Raw genomic sequence first — 24,140 nt, 5'->3', positions numbered from 1 at the left:
CGTAGTAACGTATGGGAGACTTTATCTCTTCCGCCCGGCCACATTGATTTTGAGGCATTTATGTCCAGGGACGTAGACACAATCACCGATGAGCGGGTCGCCGCGATCGCCGATCGCATGGTCGACGAAGACAAACGCGTCTCGCCCGTCGCCATCTGGAAAGAACTCGAAGGCGGGTCGCTGGTGGCGATCGTCGAGGCGCTGCAACGCTGGCGCGAAGCGCGCCTGCCCAGCACGCCGGACCTGCAGGTGCAAAGCGGCTTGCCGACCGGGGTAGCCGAAACCATCATGAGCGCCGCGGATCGCATCTGGACCGCTTCGCAGGACGAGGCGGAGAAAGCGTTCAACCAGCGCCTCGGCGCGCTGAGCGAGCATCTCGACGCCGCGCTGTCGGAACGCGACGAGGCGTTCGCCGAGTATCAGAAGGCCATTGAAGAAGTCGAAGCGGGGCGCGAGCGGCTCGCCGCGCAGACGCGTGCGCTGGCGGTATCGGAAGACACGGCCTTGAGCCTCGGAGCGGAGCTGGTGGCGGCAAGCCGTCGCGCGGAAGCGGGTGAGGCGCGCGTCGAGGAATTGGAGCAGCGCGCGTTGGCGGACAACGCGAGCCTCGAAGCCGCCAATACGACGCTCGAAGCGGAACGTCTGGCGCGTGAAGAGCTGGTGGCGGTTGCGGCGGGTAAAGACGACGAAATAGCGCGGCTCACGCAGGAACGCGATCACGCGCAGCAGCAGATCGCGGCGTTGGGCGAGGCCTGTCAGGCGAAATCGGACGAGGCGGACCGGTGGTCGCAGGACGCGGTGGCGGCCACGTCGCGCGCGCAGACTGCCGAGGCGCGCATTGAGGAACTGGAGCAGCGCGCGTCGGTTGAAAGCGCCGCGCTGGAAGCCACCAAAGCGACGCTGGACGACGAACGTCAGGCACGTGACGGGTTGATCGCGGTGGTGTCGGGCAAAGACGCTGAGATCGCCCAAATCACACAGGAACGCGACCACGCGCGGCAGCAGGTCGCCACGCTGGACGACGCGTGTCAGGCGAAATCGGAAGAAGCGAGCCGCTGGTCGCAAAACGCAGCTGTGGCGACTTCTCGTGCGCAAGCCGCGGAGACGCGTATCGAAGAACTGGAGCAGCGTCTGTCGGCGGAAAGCGCCGCGCTGGAGACCACCCGCGCGACCCTTGAAGAGGAGCGCCAGGCGCGTGAAGCGCTGATCGCCGTGATCGCCGGCAAGGAGGCCGAGATCGCGCACGTCACGCAGGACCGCGATCACGCGCGGCAGCAGTTCGCGACGTCGGATGAGGCGTATCGGGCGAAGTCGGAAGAGGCGCACCGGTGGTCGCTAGACGCCGCCGCGGCGACGACGCGTGCGCAGACGGCGGAAGCGCGCATCGAGGAACTGGCGCAGCAGGCGTCGGTGGAAAGCGCCACGCTCGCGGCCACGAATGCGATGCTCGAAGAAGAGCGGCAGGCTCGCGCGGCGTTGATCATGGTGGTGGCCGGCAAAGACGCCGAGATCGCGCGCGTCACGCAGGATCGCGATCACGCGCAGCAGCAGATCGCGACGTTGAACGACGCGTGTCAGGCGAAGTCGGAAGAGGCGCAGCGATGGTCGCACGACGCGGCTTCGGCCACGTCCCGCGCGCAAGCTGCCGAGGCGCGAATTCAGGAGTTGGAGCAGCAGGCGTCGGCGGAGACGGCGGCGCTTGAGGCCACCCAGGTCACGCTCGAAGAACAACGCCAGGCGTATGACGTATTAAGCGAACTCGTCTCAAGCAAAGACGCTGAGATAACGCGGGTCACGCAGGAACGCGATCACGCGCAGCAGCAGGCGGCCATGTTGCGCGACAGCGGTCAGGCTACGTCGGCGGAGGCGGAACGTGCTGCGCAGGAGGCAGCGACGGCCATGTCGCGCGCGCAAGCCGCCGAGGCACGTATCGAGGAACTGGAGCAGCGTGTGTCGGCGGAAAGCGCGGCGCTCGCCGCGACGAAAACCACGCTCGAGGAAGAACGCCAGGCGCATGAAGTACTGACCGGGCGTGTCGCCGGTAAAGAGGCCGAGATCGCGCGACTCACGCAGGAACACGATCACGCGCGGCAGCAACTCGCCGAACTGGACAACGGCCGTCAGGCGCAGTCGGCGGAACTCGACGCGAGTCGCGAACATGTCGCCACGCTGACTGCGGCGGCGGCCGCCGCGAGCGCCGAACTGACGCGCCTTTCGCACGAAGCCACTGCCGCGAAGGAACGCGCGGACGCCGCCGAGCAGCATGCCGTGCAACTTCAGCAGCGCATCGCGGAGCGACCGCACGCCGCCGCCAAACATAATCGGCGCCACCCGCAGCCAGACGTCAAAGACGACGAGACCGACAGCGCCGAGGAAATCGCCGCGTTGCAGCGTCAAATGGCAGCCCAGGCCAAAGCGCACACCAAGGCCTTCGACGAGCTTCACGCGAATGCCGAGCAATGGGTGGCGCATGCCAAAGATCTCAAGCAACGTCTGGGTCTTGCGAGCGAGCGGATCATCTTCATCGACGCGCGCAGCACCGGAGAAGTGGTGCTGGTGCGACGGCTCGCGTCGGAACTGGAGCGGCTCAAGCCGGATCACGAGTTGATATCGCGCGACACGCAGCAAAAACTGATCGGCGCGACGATGGCCCAGCAACTGGCGCAGAAGGGTTATCGCTACGATGCGACCACGGCGGTCATGTCGAAGATCGAGCGCTGATCGACCGGTTATGTGTCCGTCTTTTCCTGGCGAAGCTTCCAGCACCCCACAAGATGAAGCGGTAGCGCAGCCGCCGGATCCGTCGGCAAGATTCGTCGATGCGCTGAACAAGGTGAAGCCGCTGCTCGACTTGCGGCCGCCGTTGCCCGCCCAGGAATTAGCCGAGGCGTTGCAACTCGCGGCCGTCAGCTCGCTCGGCCTGGGTCAGATCGCCGACGCCGAGTCTTACTGGCGCCGCGCTATCGAAACGAATCCTCGTTTCGCGGATGCGTACCTGAACCTCGCCACCTTGCTGAAAGGACTCAACCGTCTGGCCGACGTGGAAGCGTTATTGCGCCAATTGCTCGATGTATGCCCGGATCTCGCGGACGTTCACAACCAGCTCGGCTCACTCCTTCAGGACCAGGCGCGCATGGCCGAAGCGGAAAGCGCGTACCGGCAGGCGTCGCGGCTTCTGCCCGATCGTCTCGAGTTTCATTACAACCTCGGCACCGTGCTGAGACCGCTAGGCCGCTGGAGCGAAGCCGCCGACGCCTATCAGCGAGCCATCGCGTTGCGGCCCGACTTCGTGATGGGATATAGCAACCTCGGCAACGTCCTGAAGGAACTGGGCCGTCTGCCGGAAGCGGAGGCGGCCTACCGGCAGGCGCTCGCCGTTCGCGACGACTATCACATGGCGCGGTTCGCGCTGGCCACGCTGCTGCTGGGCATGGAGCGCTTCGACGAAGGCTGGCGGCTGTACGACGCGCGTCACGCGGACCCCGGGTCGATGCAGCACAAGACGCAGAAGGTTGTTGGACGTCCGCGCTGGCAAGGCGAGTCGCTGGTTGGGAAAAAGCTGCTGGTCTGGCAGGAAGGCGGACTCGGCGATGCGATTCATTTTGGCCGCTATTTGCCGCTGCTAAAGGCGCAAGGCGCGGCGCAGGTCGCGTTTGTGTGCGCGGCGTCGCTGCATCGGCTGTTTGCCACGGTCGAGGGCGTCGACGTGGTACTGACGCACGAGGCGGGCTGGGCAGCGGCGTCGCGTTACGACTACTGGACCAGTCCGTTGAGCGCGCCGCTTTACCTGCGGACAACGACGGAAACGATTCCGCCGCCCGTGCGGCTGTCCATGGATCCGTTGCTCGTCGACGCCTGGCGCGAACGCCTCGCCATGCTTCCTCCAGGCCGCAAAATCGGACTCGTCTGGAAAGGCAATCCGCTCCACCAGAACGACGCGAACCGCTCACTGTCGTCTCTCGCGACGCTCGCGCCGCTTTGGCGTGTGCCCGGCGTGAGCTTCGTGAGTCTGCAAAAAGGCGACGGCGAGGACGAGGCGCAATCGCCGCCCACCGCTCAACCGCTGCTGCATCTCGGTTCTGAAACGAAAGACATGGCCGACAGCGCCGCGATCATCGCGCAACTCGATCTGGTGATCTGCGTGGATACGGCGATTGCGCATCTCGCCGCGTCGGTCGGCACGCGCTGCTGGGTGATGCTGCCGGAGCAGTCCGTCGACTGGCGCTGGATGCTCGAACGCGATGACTCGCCGTGGTATCCGGGAACGATACGGCTGTTTCGTCAGCCGTTGGGCGGACGGTGGTCCTCGCTGATCGAACAGGTACGGCAGGCCTGTGCCGGGATGGTCGACGCGTAACGTCGAGTGGCGGGCTAGAACGCATCCCAAGGCGGTTCGTCGCCGAATGCCTCGACGAGGCTTTCGATAAACCGTCGCAGCTTCGAGGGCACATAACGCGCGGACGGATAAACCGCGTGAATCGTCAGCTCGGGCGCCTTGAAACCCGGCAGCAGTACGACGAGATTGCCCGCCTTGATGTGCTCGCCGAAGACGAAGGTGGGACCGTACGCAATGCCGATGCCGGCGAGTGCGCCCGCCACCAGCATCTGCATGTTGTTGGCCTGCATGCGCAGCGGCCCGCCGATCACATGATGGCGATTCTGCTCGTCCAGCAACGTCCATTCGCCCGCCGACACGGCCTCGCTGAACGCGAGACGCGGCGCGCGGGCCAGGTCGCCGGGCGTGTGCGGCACACCTTCGCGCGCGAGAAAGGCCGGCGATGCGCAGATCACCATCCGGCACGGCGCCAGCCGACGCGCGACGAGTTGCGAATCCGGCAAGCGCCCGACACGGATCGCGACGTCGATGCCATTGTTTTGCAGATCGACGTAGCGATCGTCGAGCGTAATGTCGATATCGACCTGAGGGTGATCGCTCAGATACCGCGTGACGACGTCGCCCATATGCATCGCGCCGAACGTGACCGGCGCGGCGACGCGCAACATGCCGCTCGCGATCCGCTGCGCGTCGCTCGCCTCGCGGTTGGCGTCGTCGAACTCATCGAGAATGCGTTTGCAGCGGGCGTAATACGCGCGGCCGGCGTCCGTCAGGCTAAGGCTGCGGGTACTGCGCTGCATGAGCCGGACCTTGAGGTCGGCTTCGAGCCTGCTCAGGTGCTTGCCGGCCATCGACGCGGATAGGCCGAAGCGCCGGCCCGCTGCCACGAGGCTGCCTTCGTCCACCGCAGCCACGAACACCGCGATGCTGGCGAAACGGTCCATTACGACTCCAGTCGATAGTTTTACGATCGAATCATGATAATGGAACCGGGATTATCGCGGGAGACGATTAAATCTACCATCGACCTCAATGCTTGATAACGAGCAGAGACATGCTCAACGTGCAGGGGGTTTCAAATGAAAATCGACTCGAACGGTGTACGGATTCACGTCAGGGAACTGGGTTTCGACGACGGCGGCGACACGCCCGCTCTGGTCTTTCTGCATTACTGGGGCGGCTCGTCGCGCACGTGGCACGACGTGATCGCCGCGTTGCCGAACGTGTACCGGACGGTCGCGCCGGATCACCGCGGCTGGGGCGATTCGGACAGGCCGGCCGCCGGTTACGCGCTCGCCGATCTCGCCGACGACGCCCAGCGCGTGATCGACGCGCTCGCGCTGCGGCGCTTCGTGCTGATTGGCCATTCGATGGGCGGCAAGGTGGCGCAGTTGCTGGCGGCGCGCCGTCCGCAAGGGTTGGCGGGTCTCGTGCTGGTCGCACCGTCGCCGCCGGTGCCGTTGCAATTGCCGGCCGACGTGTTGGCCCAGATGGAAAGCGCGTATGCCACACAAGCTTCGGTCGAAGCGTCCATTGACGGGATGTTGTGCGCGAAACCATTGAGTCCCGCGCATCGCCGGCAAGTGATCGAAGACAGCCTGAGCGGCGGCCCCGAAGCGAAGGCCGCGTGGCCGCGCTCCACGAGCCGGGAAGACATGACGCGTGAAGTCGCCTTGATCGATGTGCCGACAACCATCATTGCCGGCGAACTGGATCGCGTGGATAGCGTGGCGGTGCTGCAGCGGGAAGTGCTCGGCCGCATTCCACACGCGCTGATGCAGGTGCTGCCCGGTGTCGGGCATTTATCGCCGCTCGAAGCGCCGGTTGAAGTCGCCGGGCGGATTCACGACTTCGTCCAGGGTCTCGCGCACGTTGGGCGCGACGCTTGAGGTGCATACAGGAATGCCGGGGCGCTTTTTTTGCAGGCCCCGGCCTCTCGCTTACTTCACGCCGTGTTTCGCCTGCCAACGCTGCATGAACGCAATTTCATCATGCTGGGCCTTGATGATGTTGCGCGCCAGGCGCTTCAACTCCGGGTCCTTGCCGTATTTCAATTCCACTTGCGCCATGTCGACCGCGCCCTGATGGTGCGGAATCATATGCGCGACGAAGTCCTTGTCGGCGTCGCCGGTGTAGGCGGGCGCGCTCATGCCTTGCATCATCTTGTCGTCGGCGGCCTTGAACGCTTGCGTCGAATCGCTCGAGCCGGTGTCCGTTGAAGCGGGCATCTTCATGCCGGGCATGCCCGGCATGGTGCCGCTTTGCTGCGCGTGAACCGGCGCGGCCGCGACGGCGAACGCCAGGCCGCTTAATAGACAGAGGGCACGAAAGGCGCGAAGGTTTTTCATAGTGGATGTCCGTTGGAAAAAGGGTGTCTCGGTCGATGCGTTAATCAGTCGCTTCGTGAGGCTCGCGGCGAAGGATGAAAACCCGCCGCTTCAATGACCTCGACGATTCGCTGCGACGATTGCGTCGACGTGACCTTGACGATTTTAGCGGGGACGTCGACGTCGAGCTTCGCCGCGGGGTCGAGTTGGGTGACCGCGCGTTTCACGGCATTGGCGCATCCGCCGCACGTCATATCCGGGATTTCGAATTCCATTTGCTGCCTCCAATGAGTTCAAAGCGTCGTCAATAAGTGATCAGACTCAAGTTTGGACCTTCCCATTGCGGTAAGGTCAAGGGTGTTGGCGCATGTTTCCGACCGGTGTCGTGATCATCGGAATTCGCCGACCTATACGAATCCCGATGCCTTACAGCCGCCTTAATCAGCGTGCTAGACTCCGTACCCATGTCTTATTGGCGCAAACTCTTCATCGTCGTGCTGCTCGTGCTGAGCCTTCCGGTTCAGTCGTTCGCGGCCGTCTCCATGGCATGCGATTCCTCGCATGCCATGAGCGAGAAAGCGCCTGTGCGTCAGCTTCAACATCACGACCATGCCGCCATGATGGCCGCGCAAGCCGGTGACATGGGCAATAGCGTGGATCTTCCGCATCACGGCGCGGCCGGTGGAGAACATCATGCGCACGCGTGCTCGACCTGTGCCGCCTGCTGTTTCGGCGGCGCGTTCCCGAATAGCGCGGCGGCGTCCTTGTCGATCGAGCCGATTCAGTTCACCGTTCCCCTGCCTCCTTTTGTTCGTGTCGCGTCGTTTCTGACAGACGGCATCGAACGGCCTCCGCGCCTCTCGCTCGTCTAGTTCTTTCGCAGCCTCGCGCTGCGTGGTTCCCATTCGCTCCGGCGGCCGGCTGCATATCGGCTGCCGGGACGGCATACGACGAGACAATTCATGCGAACGTTTATTGCGGCGCTGCTCGCCGCGACGGCAAGCTTGCCGTCGCTCGTGCACGCCCAAACCTCCCCTGTCATTCCCGACCCGGCGGATGCCGCCGCGTCGGCGCCCGCGCTTAGCGCGCCGTCCTTCTTCGCGGCCTACGTGGGTTACCGCGAGCCGGATGCGCCGAACTGGCCGGCGCTCAATCGTGCGGTAACGAAACTGTCGTCCGGTCATGAGGGAATGCATCAAGAAATGATGCATTCCATGAGCGGCGACGCCGGCGCTGGCGCCGGGCTTGACATGCACGGTACGTCCCACGAGGAGCCGCCGAAATGAGTCGGCCCATGTGTCCCACTCCCCGCGTGTTGGCCATTGCCGCGGCACTTGCGTTGCTCGCCGGTTGCACGACGTTTTCGAAGGACGGCGGATTTGCGACCGTTTCCAACGCGGCGTCGCAACGGCTCGGCAAAGATACCGCGTTCATCAACACGGATCAGGACCGCGACGCGGTCGCCAAACGCACCGACGAACTGCTGACCAAACCGCTCGAGATGGACGACGCGGTCCAGATTGCGTTATTGAACAACCGGGGCTTGCAAGCCGCCTACAGCGAGTTAGGTATCGCCGAAGCCGATCTGGTTCAGGCGGGACGGCTGCCGAATCCCGGCTTCACGTTCAGCCGCGCTCACGGCGGCAACGACCTGAGCATCAGCCGCACCTTGACACTCGGCCTCATGAACGTGCTGACGATGCCGCTGGCCACACGTATCGAAAGCCGTCGCTTCGAGCGGACCCGTTTGCTCGCGGCGGACGCGATGCTAAAAGTCGCGGCCGATGCGCGACGCGCGTACATCAACGCAGTGGCGGCGCAGCAATCCGCGGCCTACGCGGTGCAGGTGACGGACGCGGCGCAGGCGAGCGCGGAACTTGCGTTGCGGATGCAGCAGGCGGGTCATTTCAGCAAGCTGGAATACGCGCGCGAGCAGGCCCTTTACGCGGACACCATGGCGCTGGGTGCGCGAGCGCAGCAGGCGGCGGTGGCGGCGCGAGAAAAGCTCACGCGCGTGATGGGCCTGTGGGGCCCGCAAGCGTCGCAATACGCGCTACCCAAGCGTTTGCCCGAGCTTCCTCGGCAGCGTGCCGAGTTGCCCGACATCGAGCGCTTCGCCATGACCAACCGCCTCGACATTCAGGCGGCGAAACTGCAAACGCAAAGCGTCGCGAGTTCACTAGGCCTGAGCAAGGCCACGCGTTTCATCAATGCGCTGGACCTTGGTTACCAGAACAATTTCACCACCTCCGACGGCCGCGAGCAGGGGTATGAAATTAGCGTCGAGATTCCCGTATTCGACTGGGGCGGCGCGAAGGTGGCGCGGGCCGAAGCGATCTATCTGCAAGCGGCGAACCGGCTGGGCGAGACGGCGATCGACGCGCGTTCCGAGGTACGTGAAGCGTATTCCGCCTATACCAGCAACTACGAGCTCGCGAGGCACTACCGCGACGAAGTCGTGCCGATCCGCAAAACCATTTCGGACGAAGTACTGCTTCGCTATAACGGCATGCTCGCGAGCGTGTTCGAACTACTCGCCGATTCGCGTGAGCAGATCGGCGCGGTGAATGGCGCGATCGACGCGCTGAAAGATTACTGGCTAGCCGAAACCGATCTGCAACAGGCGCTCGGCGGCCGTTTGCCGCCTGCCGCGCTGGCGGCCACGCCTCCCTTACCGGCGACGCAAACCGCCTCGTCCAACGAATCCAGTCAACCCAAAGGTCAATGACATGGTGACACGTCGACATTTTCTCGGCGGCTCGGGTGCCGCTTTGCTGGGCGCGGCACTGGTCAGCAAGGCCGGCGCGGCGTCGTTGCCCGAAGCACCCACGATGGCCGCCGCCACGATGCAGCCGCCGCTCGCACCGGCCGATGGCCGCCCCTATACGCCGGTCGCCACGCTGAACGGCTGGTCGTTGCCGTGGCGCATGAAGAACGGCTGGAAGGAGTTTCATCTGATCGCCGAACCCGTGGTGCGCGAAATGGCGCCGGGCATGAGCGCGAATCTGTGGGGCTACAACGGTCAGGCGCCCGGCCCGACGATCGAAGCCGTGGAGGGCGACAAGGTGCGCATCTTCGTGACGAACCGGCTGCCGGAACACACCACGGTGCACTGGCACGGCATGCTGCTGTCGTGCGGCATGGACGGCGTGGGCGGTCTCACGCAGCCGCATATTCCTCCGGGCAGGACCTTCGTCTACGAGTTCCAGCTGGAGAAGCACGGCACCTTCATGTATCACCCGCACGCGGACGAAATGGTGCAGATGGCGATGGGCATGATGGGCACGTTCATCGTCCATCCGAAAGACCCGGGCGTGATGCGGGTGGATCGCGACTTCGTGTTCATCATGTCCGCGTACGACATCGACCCGGGCAGCTTCACGCCGCGCGTCAACGAGATGACCGACTTCAATCTGTGGGCGTGGAATGCGCGCGTGTTTCCGGGTATCGACGCGTTGCCGGTGCGTGCCGGCGACCGGGTGCGGATTCGCGTCGGCAATCTGACCATGACCAATCATCCGGTTCATCTGCACGGCTATCACTTCGAAGTGGTGGGCACGGACGGCGGCTGGATTCCGCCGTCCGCGCGCTGGCCCGAGGTGACGGCGGACGTTGCGGTCGGACAGATGCGTGCGATCGAATTCACGGCCAATCGACCCGGCGACTGGGCGTTTCATTGCCACAAGTCGCACCACACAATGAACGCGATGGGACACCAGGTGCCGAACCTGATCGGCGTGCCGCAAAAGGATCTCGCGCAGCGCATCAACAAGCTGGTGCCCGGCTACATGGCGATGGACGGCACGGGCGGGGCGATGGGCGGCATGGAAATGCCGCTGCCCGACAACACGCTGCCGATGATGACAGGCACCGGCCCGTTCGGCGCGCTCGAAATGGGCGGCATGTTCAGCGTCGTCAAAGTGCGCGAGGGACTCGCGCGCGACGACTATCGCGATCCGGGCTGGTTTAAGCATCCGAAAGGCACGGTGGCCTATGAGTACACCGGTGAGTTGCCAACGGGTTGAGGCGGGACGTCGCGTGTTATCGATCGGCAACCTGCGAGACCAGACCCTTAAGAGGCTCCGGTTTTCACAGGTTTTTTACACCGCCGACCGCGATCGTTGCCCGCTTTTTACGGCATTTTCCGTATCGTCCGAGGTTGGCGGTTCGCCGCAACTACGATGAGATTCGCTGGAGGCTGTATGGCATTCAAACAAACGAAGGGCAACGTGACCGTCGAGGCTTGCGTGTTTCCCGCGCCGGGGCAGATGTTCAAAGGCGCACTCCGCGTGACGACCCGACGCGGCGACAAGGAGATTCAGCAGGTGATCGGGCGCGGTTGCGGCCGGCCCATGCACAGCGCCGCGCAAGCGCTCGAACTGGCCGAAGTCGAAGCGCGCCGTATCCTTGGAGTCTGACATGGCCGCGACATCGCCCAAACAGGCCATGATGTTCCGCGGACTGTGCAAGGTCGTGGCGATTGCCTTCGTCACGAACCAGGTGCTCACGACCATTTTCACGTATGTCGCGCAGCAACTCGACTCGGCGTTGCCTCATGACACGATCTGGCTGTTCAGCTGCGTGACTTGCGGACTGCTGACGCTCTGGCTTCAGTCCGACGCGCGCCGCGCGTTCGGTTTTGCGCGCGAGAGGGGCTTCGTCAAGAAGAGCGGCGAAGGCAAGCAGGAACTGCGAATCGCGGAAGACTGCCCGAAGCGCTGGCTGGTGATTCTGCATATCGAGTTGAATCCCGCAGCTGTCCAGGCATAACGCGATCACGGCAATATCAGCCCATACTTTTACGCGCTTTTAACGCGGCATTGGATAAGCTAAATATATCGAGTTGCGGCCACGGGTGCCCCATGATACGAATGTTGATTCCTGTCCTCGACAATGGCGGTGCGGTCGAAGCCGCACGTTATGCGGCGTTCCTGTTTCTGGAGCGTGGCGTCACCGAGGTCGAATTGCTGGAAGTACTCGAACCCGTCGATCAGGGACGGGCCGCGGCGTTTCACTCGCGCAGTTCGCTTGTACGGGAAGAAAAACGCGCGATGCTGAAAGCATTAATCGACGTCCGCACGATCCTCGAAGAAGCCGGCGTGCCGTATCACTGGAAACGAGTATTCGGTCACCGCACCCAAGCGATCGCCGACTACGCGGCGCTGACGCAACCCGACGTCATGGTGATCGACGCCAGTCATATGAGCTTCTTCCGCAGAATGGTCACGCTCGCGTCGCTGGCACGCCGCACGGTCACGCCGGTGACGATGGTGCATTGATCACGTAGTCGGCGCTGCTTCGTTTAACGCTTCGTTTAACCCTTCATTCAACGAATCGCAGCAGCGTCCCCCCGCTTTATTGCCCTGCAACCGCAGGCGCGTCGCTTTTATCTCCGTACATTCCCTCGTTTTAACAGTGCTTCAACCTTCTGTCACTTCGCTTGACATTGCTTGACTGTCCCCGCTGATCGTTCTCCTGATAATGAGCCCCGGCGCGGTCGGTTGAGCGCAACGCCATCGCTGAACCCGCCATACAGGCAGTCTTTCAAATACCACGTATTACTTATCATCAACGGGAATCATCATGAAAATCACGCGCTCAGGCGTCTTCGCCGCGGCTATCGCTGCTGCTGCCGCCGTGCCGGCCGTTTCGCACGCGGCTGACGGCACGATTACCTTCAACGGTCAGATCACCAGCCAGACCTGCACGATCAGCGGTAACGGTGGCGGCAAGAACTTCACCGTCACGCTGCCGACCGTGTCGACCTCGGCACTCGCCACCGCCGGCACGACCGCGGGCCGCACGCCGTTCAACATCGCGCTGTCGAACTGCACGCCGAATTCGGGCAACGTGTCGACCTATTTCGAACCGGGCGCGACCGTCGACACGACGACCGGCCAGTTGATCAACGCATCGGGCACCGCGACCAACGTCGAAATCGGTCTGCTCAACGGTGACAGCAGCGTCATCACGCTCGGCGCGGCACAGGCTTCGCAGAACTCGAAGGCCGTTGCGCTGGCAAGCGGTGCGGCAACGCTGAAGTATTTCGCGCAATACGTCGCGACGAATGGCGCGTCGACCGCCGGCACGGTGAATACCACGGTGCTGTATTCGATCGTCTATCAGTAAGAAAAAAACGCTACGGGGTGGTAGCCGGTGTCCTTGGGACGCCGGCTGTCGAGGAGATCGAGGCGAGCCGCGAGTTGGCCTCCAGAGTCGTGCTTCAGATCGGGATTGCGGAATGACAATGCGAAAGAAAATATCAAAAGCGATGACGGTTTTCGCGTTGTCATGGTTGGCAAGCAGTGTCCAGGCGGGCGTGGTAATCAGCGGCACGCGGGTGATCTATCAGGCGAAAGAACGTGAAGTCACGGTGAAGCTCGGCAATGAGGGCGACGCGCCGGCGCTGGTTCAGGTATGGCTCGACACGGGCAATCCGAATGCGTTGCCGGACGAATCGAAGGTGCCGTTCACGTTGTCGCCGCCGCTGTTCCGTCTCGATCCGAAGAAAGGGCAGAGCTTGCGTTTGATTTACACGCAGGAGCCATTGCCGCAAGACAAGGAGTCGCTGTTCTGGCTCAACGTGCTGGAAGTGCCGCCGCGCGCAGCCAGTACCGCAACCGCGGAGCAGCCGAATTCGCTGCAATTGGCGTTTCGTTCGCGCATCAAACTTTTCTTCCGTCCGGCGGGATTGCCGGGCAATGCGGACGACGCGGCCGCGCAAGTGCGCTGGAAATTCGTCCGCAAGGAGAACGGCGCCTACGCGCTGGAAGCGACCAACCCGACGCCTTATCACGTCACCTTCAGCAAGATCGTCGCCAGCGAAGGGGCAAGCAACTGGACGAGCGAGAAGGGCGGCATGGTCGATCCGGGCGCGAGCGCGGACTTCGACGTCGGCAGCGTGGCGCCGCTCGCCGAGGTGCCCACGCAAGTGGACTACACCTTCCTCAACGACTACGGCGCCGGTGTAGGCGGCAAGCGTCTTCGCGACCAGAGCGGCCAGTAAATCATGCGCACCCGGAAACCTTCTCCGCGCGCGCAATTGCGACCGCGCGCCGGAACGTGGTTCGCGCTCAGACGCAGCCACGCCGTAATGCTCGGCGCGCTCGCCGCATGGCACGCGACGCCGGCATTCGCCGACACCACGACGCTCGCCGACGTGCAGTTCAACGGCGATTTCCTGATGAAACCCAAAGGCGAGAGCGTCGACGTGTCGCGTTTCGAACGCGGCAATCCGGTGCCGCCCGGCGAGTACACGGTGGACCTCTACGTGAACGGCAATTGGGTCGGTCACGACACGCTGCGCTTCGTCGCACGCGAAGGCGCTACCAGCGCCGCGCCGTGTTTCGACAAACCGCTGATCGAACGGCTCGGTCTCGACTTTTCGGCGCTGTCCGACAAGGGCCGCGGTGAGCTCGCGAAAGCGCAGGCGGGTCAATGTGCGAACGTGTCCGAGTTGGTCGACGGCGCCTCGCAATCGTTCGATCTGTCGGACTTGCGGCTCGATCTGAGCATTCCGCAAGCGGCCTTGTTGCGCAATCCGCAAGGCTATGTCAGCCCCGAGTTCTGGGACGAAGGGGTGACGTCGGCCACGCTCGGCTACAACCTGAATTCGTTTCGCGTGACCGGTTCGGGCTCGGTGGCAGCGAACACGCAGACTTATCTGGGCTTGAACGGCGGTGTCAATATCGGTAGCTGGCATTTCAGGCAGAACTCGGCGCTGACGTGGCAATCGAACGGACCGCGCACGTATCAGAACATCGCGACCTACCTGCAGCACGATTTGCCGTCGATTCGCAGTCAGTTGACGATCGGCGATGCCTTCACCGACGGCGCCGTGTTCGACAGCATCGGCATTCGCGGCGTGGAGCTGGCGAGCGACGACCGCATGCTGCCCGATTCGCTGCGCGGCTACGCGCCGCTGATTCGCGGCGTGGCCATGACCAATGCGCGCGTGAGCGTCACGCAGAACGGCAACAAGCTCTACGAAACCACGGTCGCGCCGGGGCCGTTCGAAATCAATGATCTGTACGCGACCGGCTACGGCGGCAACCTGCTCGTCACGGTCACGGAAGCGGACGGCAGTCAGCACAGTTTTTCGGTGCCGTATGCGTCGGTTGCGCAGTTGCTGCGGCCGGGTATCACGCGTTTCAACGTGGCAGTGGGGCAGTTGCGCGACGCGCAGATCGGCCCGCACGACAACCTGCTGCAGGGCACCGTGCAGCACGGTTTCAACAACGTCATTACCGGCTACGCGGGGACGATCGTCGCCGACGGCTATCTCGCGGGCCTGCTGGGGGCGGCGGTCAACACGCCGTTGGGCGCGGTTGCCGTGGACGTAACGGAAGCGCGCGCGGAGATTCGCGGCGCGACGAATACCACGGGCCAGAGCGTGCGCATCAGCTATAGCAAGCTGGTGCCGGCCACCAATACGAACTTCACGGTGGCGGCGTATCGCTATTCGTCGAGCGGTTTCTGGGCGTTGCGCGACGCGATGCTCGCGCGCAGCCTGGTCGCCGCCGGGCAGGACCCGAGCGCGGTGGATCGCCAGCGCAACCAGATTCAACTGACCATGAACCAGAGCTTCGGCAACGGCTGGGGTAATGCTTACGTGGTGGGCTCGACGCTCGATTACTGGAATCGCGGCGGCACGACCACGCAGTTTCAGATCGGCTACAACAACGTGCTGCGCGCGCTCGGCACTAACTTCAGCTACAACGTGTCGCTGTCCCGACAACGCGATGGCGTGACCGGGCAAATGAACAATCAGATCTTCGCGAGCGTGTCGATTCCGCTCGGCACGGGCCAGCATGCGCCGACCCTGTCGACCAGCTTCACGCACAACAACCAGAGCGGGTCGTCGGAACAGGCCATGTTGAACGGCTCGGCCGGCGTGGACAACGAATTTACCTACGGCGTGACCGCGAATCATGCGCCGGGCGCGAGCACGGGTGGCGCGAACGGCCAGTATCGCAGCCCGTATGCGACGCTCGCCGCCAGCGCGAGCGGCGGCTCGGGTTACTCGCAGGTGTCGGCGGGCGTGACCGGCGCCATCGTCGCGCATCCGGGCGGCGTGACGTTCGCCAACGATCTCGGCGACACGATCGGCGTGGTGGAAGCGAAGGACGCGAAGGGCGCGCGGATCACCAACTCGTCGGGCGTGCGGATCGACAACTTCGGTTATGCGGTGATTCCGTATCTGACACCGTACAGCCTGAACACGGTCGACATCGATCCGAAAGGAATTCCCCTCGACGTCGAATTCAAATCGACCAGCCAGCAGGTCGCGCCGCGCGCGAACTCGGTGGTGATGATCCGCTTCGGCACGGTGACCGGTCGCGCGGCGGTGATCTCGGCACGCTTGCCGAACGGCGCGCCGTTGCCATTCGGCGCGACGGTGTTCGACGCGAAGGGCGCGAGCGTGGGCGCGATCGGCCAGAACAGCCGCATCTTCGTGCGCGGCGTGACCGACGACGGCGCGCTCACGGTGAAGTGGGGCGACGCCGCCGACGAGCAGTGCGGCTTCGGCTATCACTTGCCGCCGAAGGGCGAGGACCGCGGCGCGTACGCGCACATCGACGCGGTATGCGGGGCCACGCCTGGTGTGGCGAACGAGGCGAAAGCGGCTTCGTCCGCAGGAGGGAATACGCAATGAACCGGTTTCTGTCACTCGGGCTGCTGAAGAACGTTCTCGGCATGCTGACGCTTTACGTCGCGGGATGCGTGGTGTTGATCGTCAGTGTGCCGGCTCACGCGGCGGCGCTGCAATGCACGATCAGCGGCTCGGCCGCGATCAGTTTCGGCACGCTGACGGTGCCGCGCGATACGCCGGTCGGCACGGCGATCGGCCCGGTGCAATCGTCGACGGTTGCGGTCAACTGTCCGTCGAATCCGGGCACGGTGCCGCCGTACAACAACGGTTGGTACATTCAGTATTACCCGCAACTGACGGGCAGCCCGGTGGCGGGCGTGTGGAATACCGGTATGGCGGGAATCGGTATTCGCGTGATCGACGTGACCTACGGCAACCGGACGCTGTCGACGCTCAACGTCGGCGGATGGAGCGACTTCGGCGCGCCGATCACTACGACTGCGGCGTTTCAGGGCAATTTCACATTCACTTATCAACTGGTCAAAACGGCCGCCCAGGTGACGAGCGGCGGCGCGATCAACATTCCGCAGCTGTTCACGCTGGTGAGTCACAACATTCCATTGAACGTGACGTCGGCGGCGCTGGTGACGATTTCGGTGAACAACACGTCGATCGTGGCGACCACCTGCACGGTCACGACGCCCTCGGTCAGTGTGACTTTGCCGTCGGTCAATGCCAGCGCGTTCACATCGACCGGCACGACGGTGGGCAACACCGCGCTCAGTATCGGGCTCTCATGCCAGGCCGGCGCGAACGTCTACGTGACCTTGACCGATGCGACCAATCCCGGCAACACCAGCAGCAATCTGACGCTGGCGAGCGGATCGACCGCGACGGGTGTGCAGCTGCGTGTGTTGAACGGCGGGGGTACGGCGATAAGCTATGGACCGGACTCGGCGGTGGCTGGCAATCCGAACCAGTGGCTGGTGGGTGCATCCGCGAGCACCACGCGGATTCCGCTGACGGCGCAGTACATTTCGACGGGGACGGTGGGGCCGGGCACGGTGAAGGGGCTGGCCACCTTTACGATGAGTTATCAGTGACGCTGTGCGCGGTTGCCTGACGAGCAGCCCGCATACGCCGAATGCACCGTTGGATACCAGCCGCGCTTAAACCGCCAGGTCGGAAAACTGAATGCGGGCCGTCTGGCAAGCCTCGGTAAAGATCGTGTCGTAGCTGGAGAAAAACACCGTGCGAGTTTTGCCCAGCATGGTGAACAACTCCACGAGTACCGCACGCGCGGAGGCATCGAGTCCGCCGACCGGCTCATCGGCGATCAGCACGCTGGTTTCACCCAGCACGGAAGCCGTGAGGAAAATCTTCTTGCGCGTGCCGAACGACATCTGCTCGAAGCGTTTGTCGAGATGCGGCGTCAGGCCGAAACGGTTCGCCAGATCCAGCGCGGCTGTGTCGACGGTGGTGTTTCTCGCCGCGGCGACGTCGTGCAGATACGCGCGGCCGGTTTGATCCGGATATGTCATGCAATCTTCCGGCACATACGTCAGCGCGGTTTGCGCGGCGAGCGGCGCGCTGACCAATGCGTGACCCCCAATCCAGACATTCCCTGAATCGGCTTCGATCGTGCCGGACAGCACACCGAGCAGCGTGGATTTGCCGCTGCCGGATTCATCGTTCAGTGCAACGCAACCGGCCTGATTGTCGTAGTGCAGTCCCTGAAAAATGACGCGTTCGCCGTAGCGCTTGCTGAGGTTGTCGAATCGGAGCATGGATTAAAACGGAGTCGGGGAAGAAGGGCGCTTCAGTTGCCGGTGCGATGCAGAGGCGGGTTTTCGTGTCGTGTCGCGGTGTGTCGCGATGTGTCGTGTCGGTCCGCACGGTCGCTTCGCCAGATCGGCGCAACCGGCGTGGCGCAAGTGTAGCAGCGCGGGAGAACGGTACGAACGCATGGGTATGCGAACGCCTGCCGGCACGGCGCGACACGCGCGAATCGCTGCTCGCCGTGTAAAGTTCCGTAACGTCAGGCCGTTAAACAAGTAGAGTTTGTCGTGCTTTTCTCTCCTTTCCTGACTTTCCCGACGTCCCCGTCCTCCCGACTTCATGCAAATTGCTGCCGGCAAAACGGCTCCGCCGACCCGCGCCGAACTCCGACGCATCGTCACCGCCATCGTGATCGGCAACGGCTTCGTTGCGTACGACTTCACCGTTTATAGCTTCTCCGCCGTGATAATCGGCAATCTGTTCTTTCCGTCTCACAACCCCGCGTCGTCGTTATTGCTCTCGCTTGCCACCTTCGGCGCGGGCTTCGTGATGCGTCCGCTCGGCGCGCTCATGATCGGCCATATCGCGGACAGCCGTGGCCGCAAGGCGGGCCTCACGGTCTCGCTCACGCTAATGACGCTTGGCACGTGGCTGATCGCGTGCCTGCCCGTCTACGCGTCGATCGGGCCGGCCGCGACCGTGCTGATGGTTCTCGCGCGGCTCATGCAGGGGCTCGCGGCGGGCGGCGAAATCGGTCCCGCGTCGGCCTCGCTGATGGAATCGGCCGCTTACCGGCAGCGCTGCTTCATGGTGAGTTGGCGCGGCGCGAGCCAGGGCGCGGCCGCCTTCGCCGCCGCGCTGGTCGGCGCAAGCACCACGATGTTGCTGTCTCCCGTGGAAATGCACGCCTGGGGCTGGCGCATTCCGTTCGTGCTGGGCGGCCTGATCGGCCCGGTCGGCTGGTATCTGCGCCGTCGCATGCCGGCGGCCGCGCCGCGGAAACGCGCGCGGCTCTCGCCGGCGCGGATGTTCGCCGAACATCCGCGTGCGCTGGTCTGCGGCCTGCTGATGATGGCCGCGCCGTCGGTGGGCATTTATCTTACGGTGTTTTACATGCCGGCCTACCTGGTCCGTACACTGCAACGGCCGCCGGCGATCAGCCTGTGGACGGCGTGCCTGTCCGGCCTCGTGATTCTGGTGGTGACACCGCTCTTTGCCCGCGCCGCCGATCGGCTCGCGAGCCGCAAGACGCTGCAATACGCGTCGCTTGGAGCGTCGCTCGTTCTGGCGTGGCCGGCGTTCTGGGCACTGACCCATGGCGCGACCGATCTGGTTGCGTTGGCAATCATCACGGCTTACGTTGCGCTCGCCGTGAACAATGCCGGACCGAGTTCGGTGCTGATGATGGAAGCGCTGCCGGTTCACCGGCGCGCGGCTGGGTTGGCGGTGATCTACAGCTTCGGCGTGGTGATGTTCGGCGGATTTTCGCCGTTCATCGTGACGTGGCTGATCAACCGGACTGGCGATCCGATGGTGCCCGCCTGGTATCTGATGGGCGCGACGCTGCTTACGCTGGCGGCGTTGAAGGGCTTTCCCGAGTCGGCGACGCGCGGCGCGTGCAGCGCCTGCCCGTCGCAACCGTCGGCCTGATGGCCCAATGAACGCTAGGCTGCGTTGCGCAGTTGCAGGTCCAGCGCGCGCAGGCGCATGTCCTGCGGACTCATGTCGAAGGCGCGGCGAAACGCGCGGGTAAAGTCGGACGCGCTCTGAAAACCGAGCCCATAAGCGATTTCCGCAACCTGAAGGCCCGGAAAACGGACTAGTTCGTCCGCCGCCTCGCGCAACCGGCGGTTGCGGATATAGGCGCCCAACCCGCCTTCGTGCTCGAACCAGCGGTAAATCGTCGCGCGTTTTAATTGCAGCGCCTGAACCACGCTGGTAGGCGTGAGCTCGCTTCGGTGCAGGTTCTTTTCAATGTAGCGGCGCACCTGGCCCATCACCGCGGTTTGCAGCGCGGCGCGGCTCGCGCCGGTCAGGCGAGCCTGCTTGCCGAACGCGGCCACCAGCAACTGGCCGCCGGCCTGCAAAGCCTCGATCGCGTCGGCGGGGCCCAGCGTGGGTATTTCGCGGGCCAGCGCCGTCATATGGTCGAGTACGAGGCCGGTCAGCGGCGAGCCCTGCTCGACGATGCGGCCGTGAATGGCCGGACCGTCCAGTTCCTGGTCCACGATCGCAGCCGGCACGAACAGACTCAGCAGCCGCGACGCGGGTCGGTCGGCGCGAAACGGCTGGTTCAGGTCGAACGCGACGATGCCTTGCACCGAGCCCGTGGCGCTGCGTTTCTTCTGCATGCCCGTGACGTGGCCGACCGCGCCTTCCACGAACAGTTGAAACACGTAATCGCGCCGTCTGTCCGTGGAGACGCGTGCCACCGAGCGCTCCAGTTGCATCGAATCGGTGCGGCAGTCGGTAAACACCATGCCGCCGACCGCATACAAGTCGATTTCACCGCGAAATCCGCCGTCAATCTGTTCTTTCGACGGCGGCGCGTCGACCACATGTCCCACCCGTTCGCGCCACGCCAACGCCTGCTTCGGCGTGGCGACCCCGTGCGTGCTGAAACGGCTCGTGGAAATCGACGAGCGCGAATCGGCTGCTGCTGCGGCGGCCAGATGCGGGGGCAAGGAGCGCAGGTTCATGAATAACGTACTGCGAACAGGAAAGGCCATTCCGGCGTGAGGGCGGCGGCGAGCACGTATTTTTGCACACTGTCGGCCAAAACTGAGACGTATGGTAAAGCGTGTCAAAAATCTTGCCGTATCGTCACATGATTAGATGCAGATCGTTTTCGCTGATGGCGCGGCAGATTCATCGACCGTTGCCCCGTGCTGGAACCGCAGCTGCGCGTGAAAAAGGCGCCGTCCGCCATACGCGGCGCAATGGGCGCGAGGTCCATGCTTTGCCGGCTGGCATTTCACGGGGAACGAAAGATGAGCGGCACGAACAGGCAATCCTCCGCGCAACGCGGCGGTCTGCGTCCGTCCAGTTTGGTGGACAGCCAATTGCAGCATCTTGAGAACGTGGTGGAGTTTGTGACGCGTGGGGACGCGCCCGACGCGCAACACACGCTCGACCATGAGTACTGGGCAAAGCGCATTCGTGCGCTGGAAGAGACCCACGAGTTGATTCACAGCCAGCGGCAGCGCATTACGAAGCTGCTGGCGCGGCTGGTGACGCAAGCTCAGGTGGGCCGGCAAAATCGCTCGGCCGCCTGAGCCGCGAAAATAAAAGAGTCGCAAAGACCGGGGGCAGTAGCTGTGTAGCAGGGGACCAAACGATGCTCGCGGGCATCGGTAGTCCAAGTCGAGGAACCTGAGAGAAAGTGGCGATGATGCGAACGGGCCCAAAGAGGCCCGTCGCACATCGACCCGCATCATGCGCTAATGGCGGCACCGTGCCCCAATAAATAAAATATCGGCGCATGCAGTAATTCCGACCGCTTTTAAATAGGGCGCGGACTAATAGTAAGTATCCAGAATACGCACTGAATTTAGCGCTGATAAACTGTGCGCCGGAGCAGCACGCCAGGCCTTTTCAGGCGCCGTTCGCTCCCTGAAATCCGGCCGCCTGAAATGCCGGATAGACGGTAGAAACAGGCTTTTTCCCCGATTTTGAACGCGTGCCGGCACGGCATACTGACTCGTGTTCGAAGCGCAATAAGGGACGCATGATTGGTTGTCCTGTCTTCCATTCATGCATGGTGTCGTATCGATCGATTCCCCTCGCCAACTTCTACCCACCCGATTTTGATCAGTATCAGGGCTCGCCTGAGCCCGTTTTTGGAAGTGACCCATGAAGCCGGGAAAGAACTCGCTTGAGAAAAAACGCGCACGCAAAATCGCCATGGCGATCGGGGCGGCGTTGATCGTGGCATTGCTCGCGTTCAGTGTGTGGCATGTCCAGCAGCGCAACGCGCAGGCCGTGCCGGCGCTGACCGGCGTCGCGAAGCAGATGCGGCAGGATCCTTCCGCATGGACTCACGAGGAGAAAGACGCGTCGCAAATGCTGCGCGACGTTCGCGACGGCAACGTCGCGGCGGTCGGCGTGAGTCCCAGTGCGATTCTGGTGTCGAGGCGCGACGGCACCAGGTATTTCGTCACCGACCACAACGCGACCTTCTCGCACGCGCTGCTGCTCGGCGAACCCAGCTCGAATCAGGCCGCCGCGTATCAACTCGTCTGGCTGCCCGACGCGGATATTCGCACGGGGGCATCGAGCTGGATTCCGGTATTCGATCAGGTACGCGATGCGATTAGTCTGCTGCTGCCGTTGCTGCTGATCGGCGGCATGGTGTGGTTCATGCGCCGCGAAATGCGCGGCGGCGCTTCGCTGCTGACCAGGGCGCCCGCACTGCGCTTCGACGACGTGATCGGCGCCGGCGAGGCGAAGGCGGCGCTCGCCGACATTCGCGGCTACCTGTCCGATCCGAAGCAGTTCACCGCGATGGGCGTACGCGCGCCATGCGGAATTCTGATGGTGGGCGGACCGGGCGTCGGCAAGACGCGACTCGCGCAGGCGCTGGCGGGCGAATGCGGCGCGAGCTTCATCTCGATCACGGGCAGCTATTTCAGCGCGAAGTACTACGGCGTCGGTATTCAGAAGGTCAAGCATCTGTTCGAACTGGCACGCAAGAATGCGCCCACGGTAATCTTCATCGACGAAGCCGACGGTCTCGCCAAACGCACCGATACCGGCGGTGGTCCGGTCGAAGCGGAGAGCAACCGCATCATCAATCAACTGCTGGCGGAAATGGACGGCTTCGCGTCGAACGAAGGCGTCATCATCGTCGCGGCCACCAATCACCCCGACAATCTCGACGAAGCGTTGCGTCGGCCTGGCCGCTTTGATCGCACCGTGCAGGTTCGTTTGCCCGATCGTGAAGACCGCGCGAAGATTTTCCGCTTCTACGCAGAGCGGCTGAAATCGAAATCCACCGACATCGACTACGACCAGCTCGCACGTCTCACGACCGGTCTGTCGCCGGCAACGGTCGCGATGGTGGTGAACCAGGCCGGGCTCGTCGCGCGCAAGGCCGGCGACGTCGAAATCGCGTCGAAGCATTTCATGGAAGCGATCAAGATTGCCCGGATCGGCGACGTGAGTGGCGCGGAGCGCGCATTGAGCGAAGACGAACGCACGCGCATCGCGGTGCATGAAGCGGGGCATGGCCTGGTCGCGGCATTGCTCGGCACCGGTGTGCTGGAAGAGGTGACGATTCTGCCGCGCGGCGGCGCATTGGGCGTTGCGTTGATTACCAAGGCACAAGATAAGCATCTATATCGCGAGAGCGAAATTCGCAACGAAATCCAGGTGTTGCTCGGCGGTCGCAACGCTGAAATTCTGACCTTTTCAGAAGCATCGAGCGGGGCCGCGTCGGATTTGCAGGAGGCGTCGCGCATCAGTCTCGACATGGTGTCGAAGTTTGGCTTCAACCGTGACGGCGATCTGTTCAGTCTCGCGGCGTTGCCGTCGCAGTACGCGGGCCTGCAAATGAAAAGCGCGATCGAACACGCGAACGTGCTGCTCAAGGAACTGAACGAATTGTGTTTTGGGCTGTTGCACGCGTATGAACCCGTGCTGCGTGCTATCGCCGACGAATTGCTGGAGCAGGAAACCGTTCCCGGAGAGACGGTTTACCGGCTGATCCGGGAACATAAAAGCACGCTGAAGATCGTGCATGAACCGGCCGCTGCTTAACCGGCTTCGAATCCGGCTTCGAATTTTCAGGCGAAGTCGGACGGACCCGGCGACGGCACGCCGGCAGGCGTATCGGTTTCGCCTAACGGGTTGCCGTCGTCGTCATCATCGCCCCTAGCCGGCTGGGGCGCTTCTCCTTTTGGCGGCAGCGGCTGATCGAGCCCCGGCTCGACGGGCGTCGGAATGGCGTCGCCGATGGGCTTGGACACGTCCGTCGGCGGGCTGCCGGGGTCTTCATCGGCCCGGTGGTCGGGCTCATTCGGAAGCTGAGTCAGGTTGGTCACGAGAACTCTCCTGCTGGTAAGGGCAATACTCACCAATCAGCAAGGCGTGTACCAGGCACATTGGT

23 protein-coding genes are annotated in these 24,140 nt (G+C 63.5%); 17 read left to right on the top strand and 6 right to left on the bottom strand.

The window, feature by feature from the left end:
* The first annotated feature begins 60 nt into the window (after window positions 1–60).
* On the top strand, window positions 61–2,721 hold the full coding sequence (locus B0G83_RS18520; protein ID WP_105508821.1) for a DNA-binding protein: 2,661 nt from the start codon (window positions 61–63) through the stop codon (window positions 2,719–2,721).
* A gap of 10 nt (window positions 2,722–2,731) precedes the next feature.
* Window positions 2,732–4,357, top strand: coding sequence for a tetratricopeptide repeat protein (locus tag B0G83_RS18515; RefSeq protein ID WP_105508820.1), 1,626 nt, complete (start codon window positions 2,732–2,734; stop codon window positions 4,355–4,357).
* Between the two features lie 14 nt (window positions 4,358–4,371).
* On the opposite strand, the gene B0G83_RS18510 is transcribed toward B0G83_RS18515, so the two are convergent.
* Window positions 4,372–5,280 carry a LysR family transcriptional regulator gene (locus tag B0G83_RS18510; RefSeq protein WP_105508819.1) on the bottom strand — a complete coding sequence of 303 codons (909 nt, stop codon included), beginning with the start codon at window positions 5,278–5,280 and terminating at the stop codon, window positions 4,372–4,374.
* A 135-nt stretch (window positions 5,281–5,415) separates the two neighbouring features.
* On the opposite strand from B0G83_RS18510, the gene B0G83_RS18505 reads away from it, so the two are divergent.
* Window positions 5,416–6,225: an alpha/beta fold hydrolase gene (locus B0G83_RS18505; RefSeq protein ID WP_105508818.1), complete on the top strand. Its 810-nt coding sequence runs from the start codon at window positions 5,416–5,418 to the stop codon at window positions 6,223–6,225.
* 51 nt (window positions 6,226–6,276) lie between these two features.
* Here the strand turns inward: B0G83_RS18505 and B0G83_RS18500 are convergent, their stop codons facing one another.
* Window positions 6,277–6,684 (bottom strand): DUF305 domain-containing protein, encoded by a 408-nt coding sequence (locus B0G83_RS18500; RefSeq protein ID WP_105508817.1) that lies wholly within the window; start codon window positions 6,682–6,684, stop codon window positions 6,277–6,279.
* 44 nt (window positions 6,685–6,728) lie between these two features.
* Window positions 6,729–6,938, bottom strand: a complete 210-nt coding sequence (locus tag B0G83_RS18495; protein WP_105508816.1) for a heavy-metal-associated domain-containing protein — start codon at window positions 6,936–6,938, stop codon at window positions 6,729–6,731.
* Between the two features lie 189 nt (window positions 6,939–7,127).
* On the opposite strand from B0G83_RS18495, the gene B0G83_RS18490 reads away from it, so the two are divergent.
* The 11 genes from B0G83_RS18490 to B0G83_RS18440 all read left to right on the top strand — a co-directional run bounded on the left by B0G83_RS18490 (window position 7,128) and on the right by B0G83_RS18440 (window position 17,358).
* Complete coding sequence (locus B0G83_RS18490; RefSeq protein ID WP_258167946.1) at window positions 7,128–7,535, top strand: hypothetical protein; 408 nt, start codon at window positions 7,128–7,130, stop codon at window positions 7,533–7,535.
* Window positions 7,536–7,625: 90 nt separating this feature from the next.
* Window positions 7,626–7,949, top strand: coding sequence for a hypothetical protein (locus B0G83_RS18485; RefSeq protein WP_105508814.1), 324 nt, complete (start codon window positions 7,626–7,628; stop codon window positions 7,947–7,949).
* A gap of 8 nt (window positions 7,950–7,957) precedes the next feature.
* The gene (locus tag B0G83_RS18480) at window positions 7,958–9,391 is read left to right on the top strand and encodes a TolC family protein (protein ID WP_374954922.1); all 1,434 of its coding nucleotides are present in this window, start codon (window positions 7,958–7,960) and stop codon (window positions 9,389–9,391) included.
* A gap of 1 nt (window position 9,392) precedes the next feature.
* Window positions 9,393–10,688 carry a multicopper oxidase family protein gene (locus B0G83_RS18475; RefSeq protein WP_105508812.1) on the top strand — a complete coding sequence of 432 codons (1,296 nt, stop codon included), beginning with the start codon at window positions 9,393–9,395 and terminating at the stop codon, window positions 10,686–10,688.
* 177 nt (window positions 10,689–10,865) lie between these two features.
* Window positions 10,866–11,081, top strand: coding sequence for a hypothetical protein (locus tag B0G83_RS18470; protein ID WP_105508811.1), 216 nt, complete (start codon window positions 10,866–10,868; stop codon window positions 11,079–11,081).
* A 1-nt stretch (window position 11,082) separates the two neighbouring features.
* Window positions 11,083–11,433, top strand: coding sequence for a hypothetical protein (locus tag B0G83_RS18465; RefSeq protein WP_258167945.1), 351 nt, complete (start codon window positions 11,083–11,085; stop codon window positions 11,431–11,433).
* A gap of 101 nt (window positions 11,434–11,534) precedes the next feature.
* Complete coding sequence (locus B0G83_RS18460; RefSeq protein WP_374954921.1) at window positions 11,535–11,942, top strand: universal stress protein; 408 nt, start codon at window positions 11,535–11,537, stop codon at window positions 11,940–11,942.
* Between the two features lie 304 nt (window positions 11,943–12,246).
* Complete coding sequence (locus B0G83_RS18455) at window positions 12,247–12,792, top strand: fimbrial protein (RefSeq protein ID WP_105508809.1); 546 nt, start codon at window positions 12,247–12,249, stop codon at window positions 12,790–12,792.
* Between the two features lie 118 nt (window positions 12,793–12,910).
* Window positions 12,911–13,669: a molecular chaperone gene (locus B0G83_RS18450; protein ID WP_258167944.1), complete on the top strand. Its 759-nt coding sequence runs from the start codon at window positions 12,911–12,913 to the stop codon at window positions 13,667–13,669.
* Window positions 13,670–13,672: 3 nt separating this feature from the next.
* Window positions 13,673–16,318, top strand: coding sequence for a fimbria/pilus outer membrane usher protein (locus B0G83_RS18445; RefSeq protein ID WP_105508807.1), 2,646 nt, complete (start codon window positions 13,673–13,675; stop codon window positions 16,316–16,318).
* Window positions 16,315–17,358, top strand: coding sequence for a fimbrial protein (locus B0G83_RS18440; RefSeq protein ID WP_105508806.1), 1,044 nt, complete (start codon window positions 16,315–16,317; stop codon window positions 17,356–17,358). The genes B0G83_RS18445 and B0G83_RS18440 overlap by 4 nt, the downstream gene beginning before the upstream one ends.
* A 66-nt stretch (window positions 17,359–17,424) precedes the next feature.
* Here the strand turns inward: B0G83_RS18440 and B0G83_RS18435 are convergent, their stop codons facing one another.
* Window positions 17,425–18,042 (bottom strand): ATP-binding cassette domain-containing protein, encoded by a 618-nt coding sequence (locus tag B0G83_RS18435; RefSeq protein WP_105508805.1) that lies wholly within the window; start codon window positions 18,040–18,042, stop codon window positions 17,425–17,427.
* 331 nt (window positions 18,043–18,373) lie between these two features.
* On the opposite strand from B0G83_RS18435, the gene B0G83_RS18430 reads away from it, so the two are divergent.
* Window positions 18,374–19,684 carry an MFS transporter gene (locus B0G83_RS18430; protein ID WP_105508804.1) on the top strand — a complete coding sequence of 437 codons (1,311 nt, stop codon included), beginning with the start codon at window positions 18,374–18,376 and terminating at the stop codon, window positions 19,682–19,684.
* A 14-nt stretch (window positions 19,685–19,698) separates the two neighbouring features.
* Here the strand turns inward: B0G83_RS18430 and B0G83_RS18425 are convergent, their stop codons facing one another.
* Window positions 19,699–20,733 (bottom strand): helix-turn-helix domain-containing protein, encoded by a 1,035-nt coding sequence (locus tag B0G83_RS18425; protein WP_105508803.1) that lies wholly within the window; start codon window positions 20,731–20,733, stop codon window positions 19,699–19,701.
* A 291-nt stretch (window positions 20,734–21,024) separates the two neighbouring features.
* Here B0G83_RS18425 and B0G83_RS18420 point away from each other — a divergent pair, with 291 nt between their 5' ends.
* Both B0G83_RS18420 and B0G83_RS18415 read left to right on the top strand, forming a co-directional pair.
* Window positions 21,025–21,309, top strand: a complete 285-nt coding sequence (locus B0G83_RS18420; RefSeq protein ID WP_105508802.1) for a hypothetical protein — start codon at window positions 21,025–21,027, stop codon at window positions 21,307–21,309.
* 577 nt (window positions 21,310–21,886) lie between these two features.
* The gene (locus B0G83_RS18415; protein ID WP_105508801.1) at window positions 21,887–23,791 is read left to right on the top strand and encodes an AAA family ATPase; all 1,905 of its coding nucleotides are present in this window, start codon (window positions 21,887–21,889) and stop codon (window positions 23,789–23,791) included.
* Between the two features lie 26 nt (window positions 23,792–23,817).
* Here the strand turns inward: B0G83_RS18415 and B0G83_RS18410 are convergent, their stop codons facing one another.
* Window positions 23,818–24,075, bottom strand: coding sequence for a hypothetical protein (locus B0G83_RS18410; protein ID WP_374954920.1), 258 nt, complete (start codon window positions 24,073–24,075; stop codon window positions 23,818–23,820).
* Window positions 24,076–24,140 lie beyond the last annotated feature (65 nt).

It is taken from the genome of Paraburkholderia sp. BL21I4N1 (genome assembly GCF_002973525.1).
Lineage (GTDB): Bacteria > Pseudomonadota > Gammaproteobacteria > Burkholderiales > Burkholderiaceae > Paraburkholderia.
Note: the sequence above shows the minus strand (reverse complement) of the source record. Positions and strands in the feature narration are given on the sequence as shown.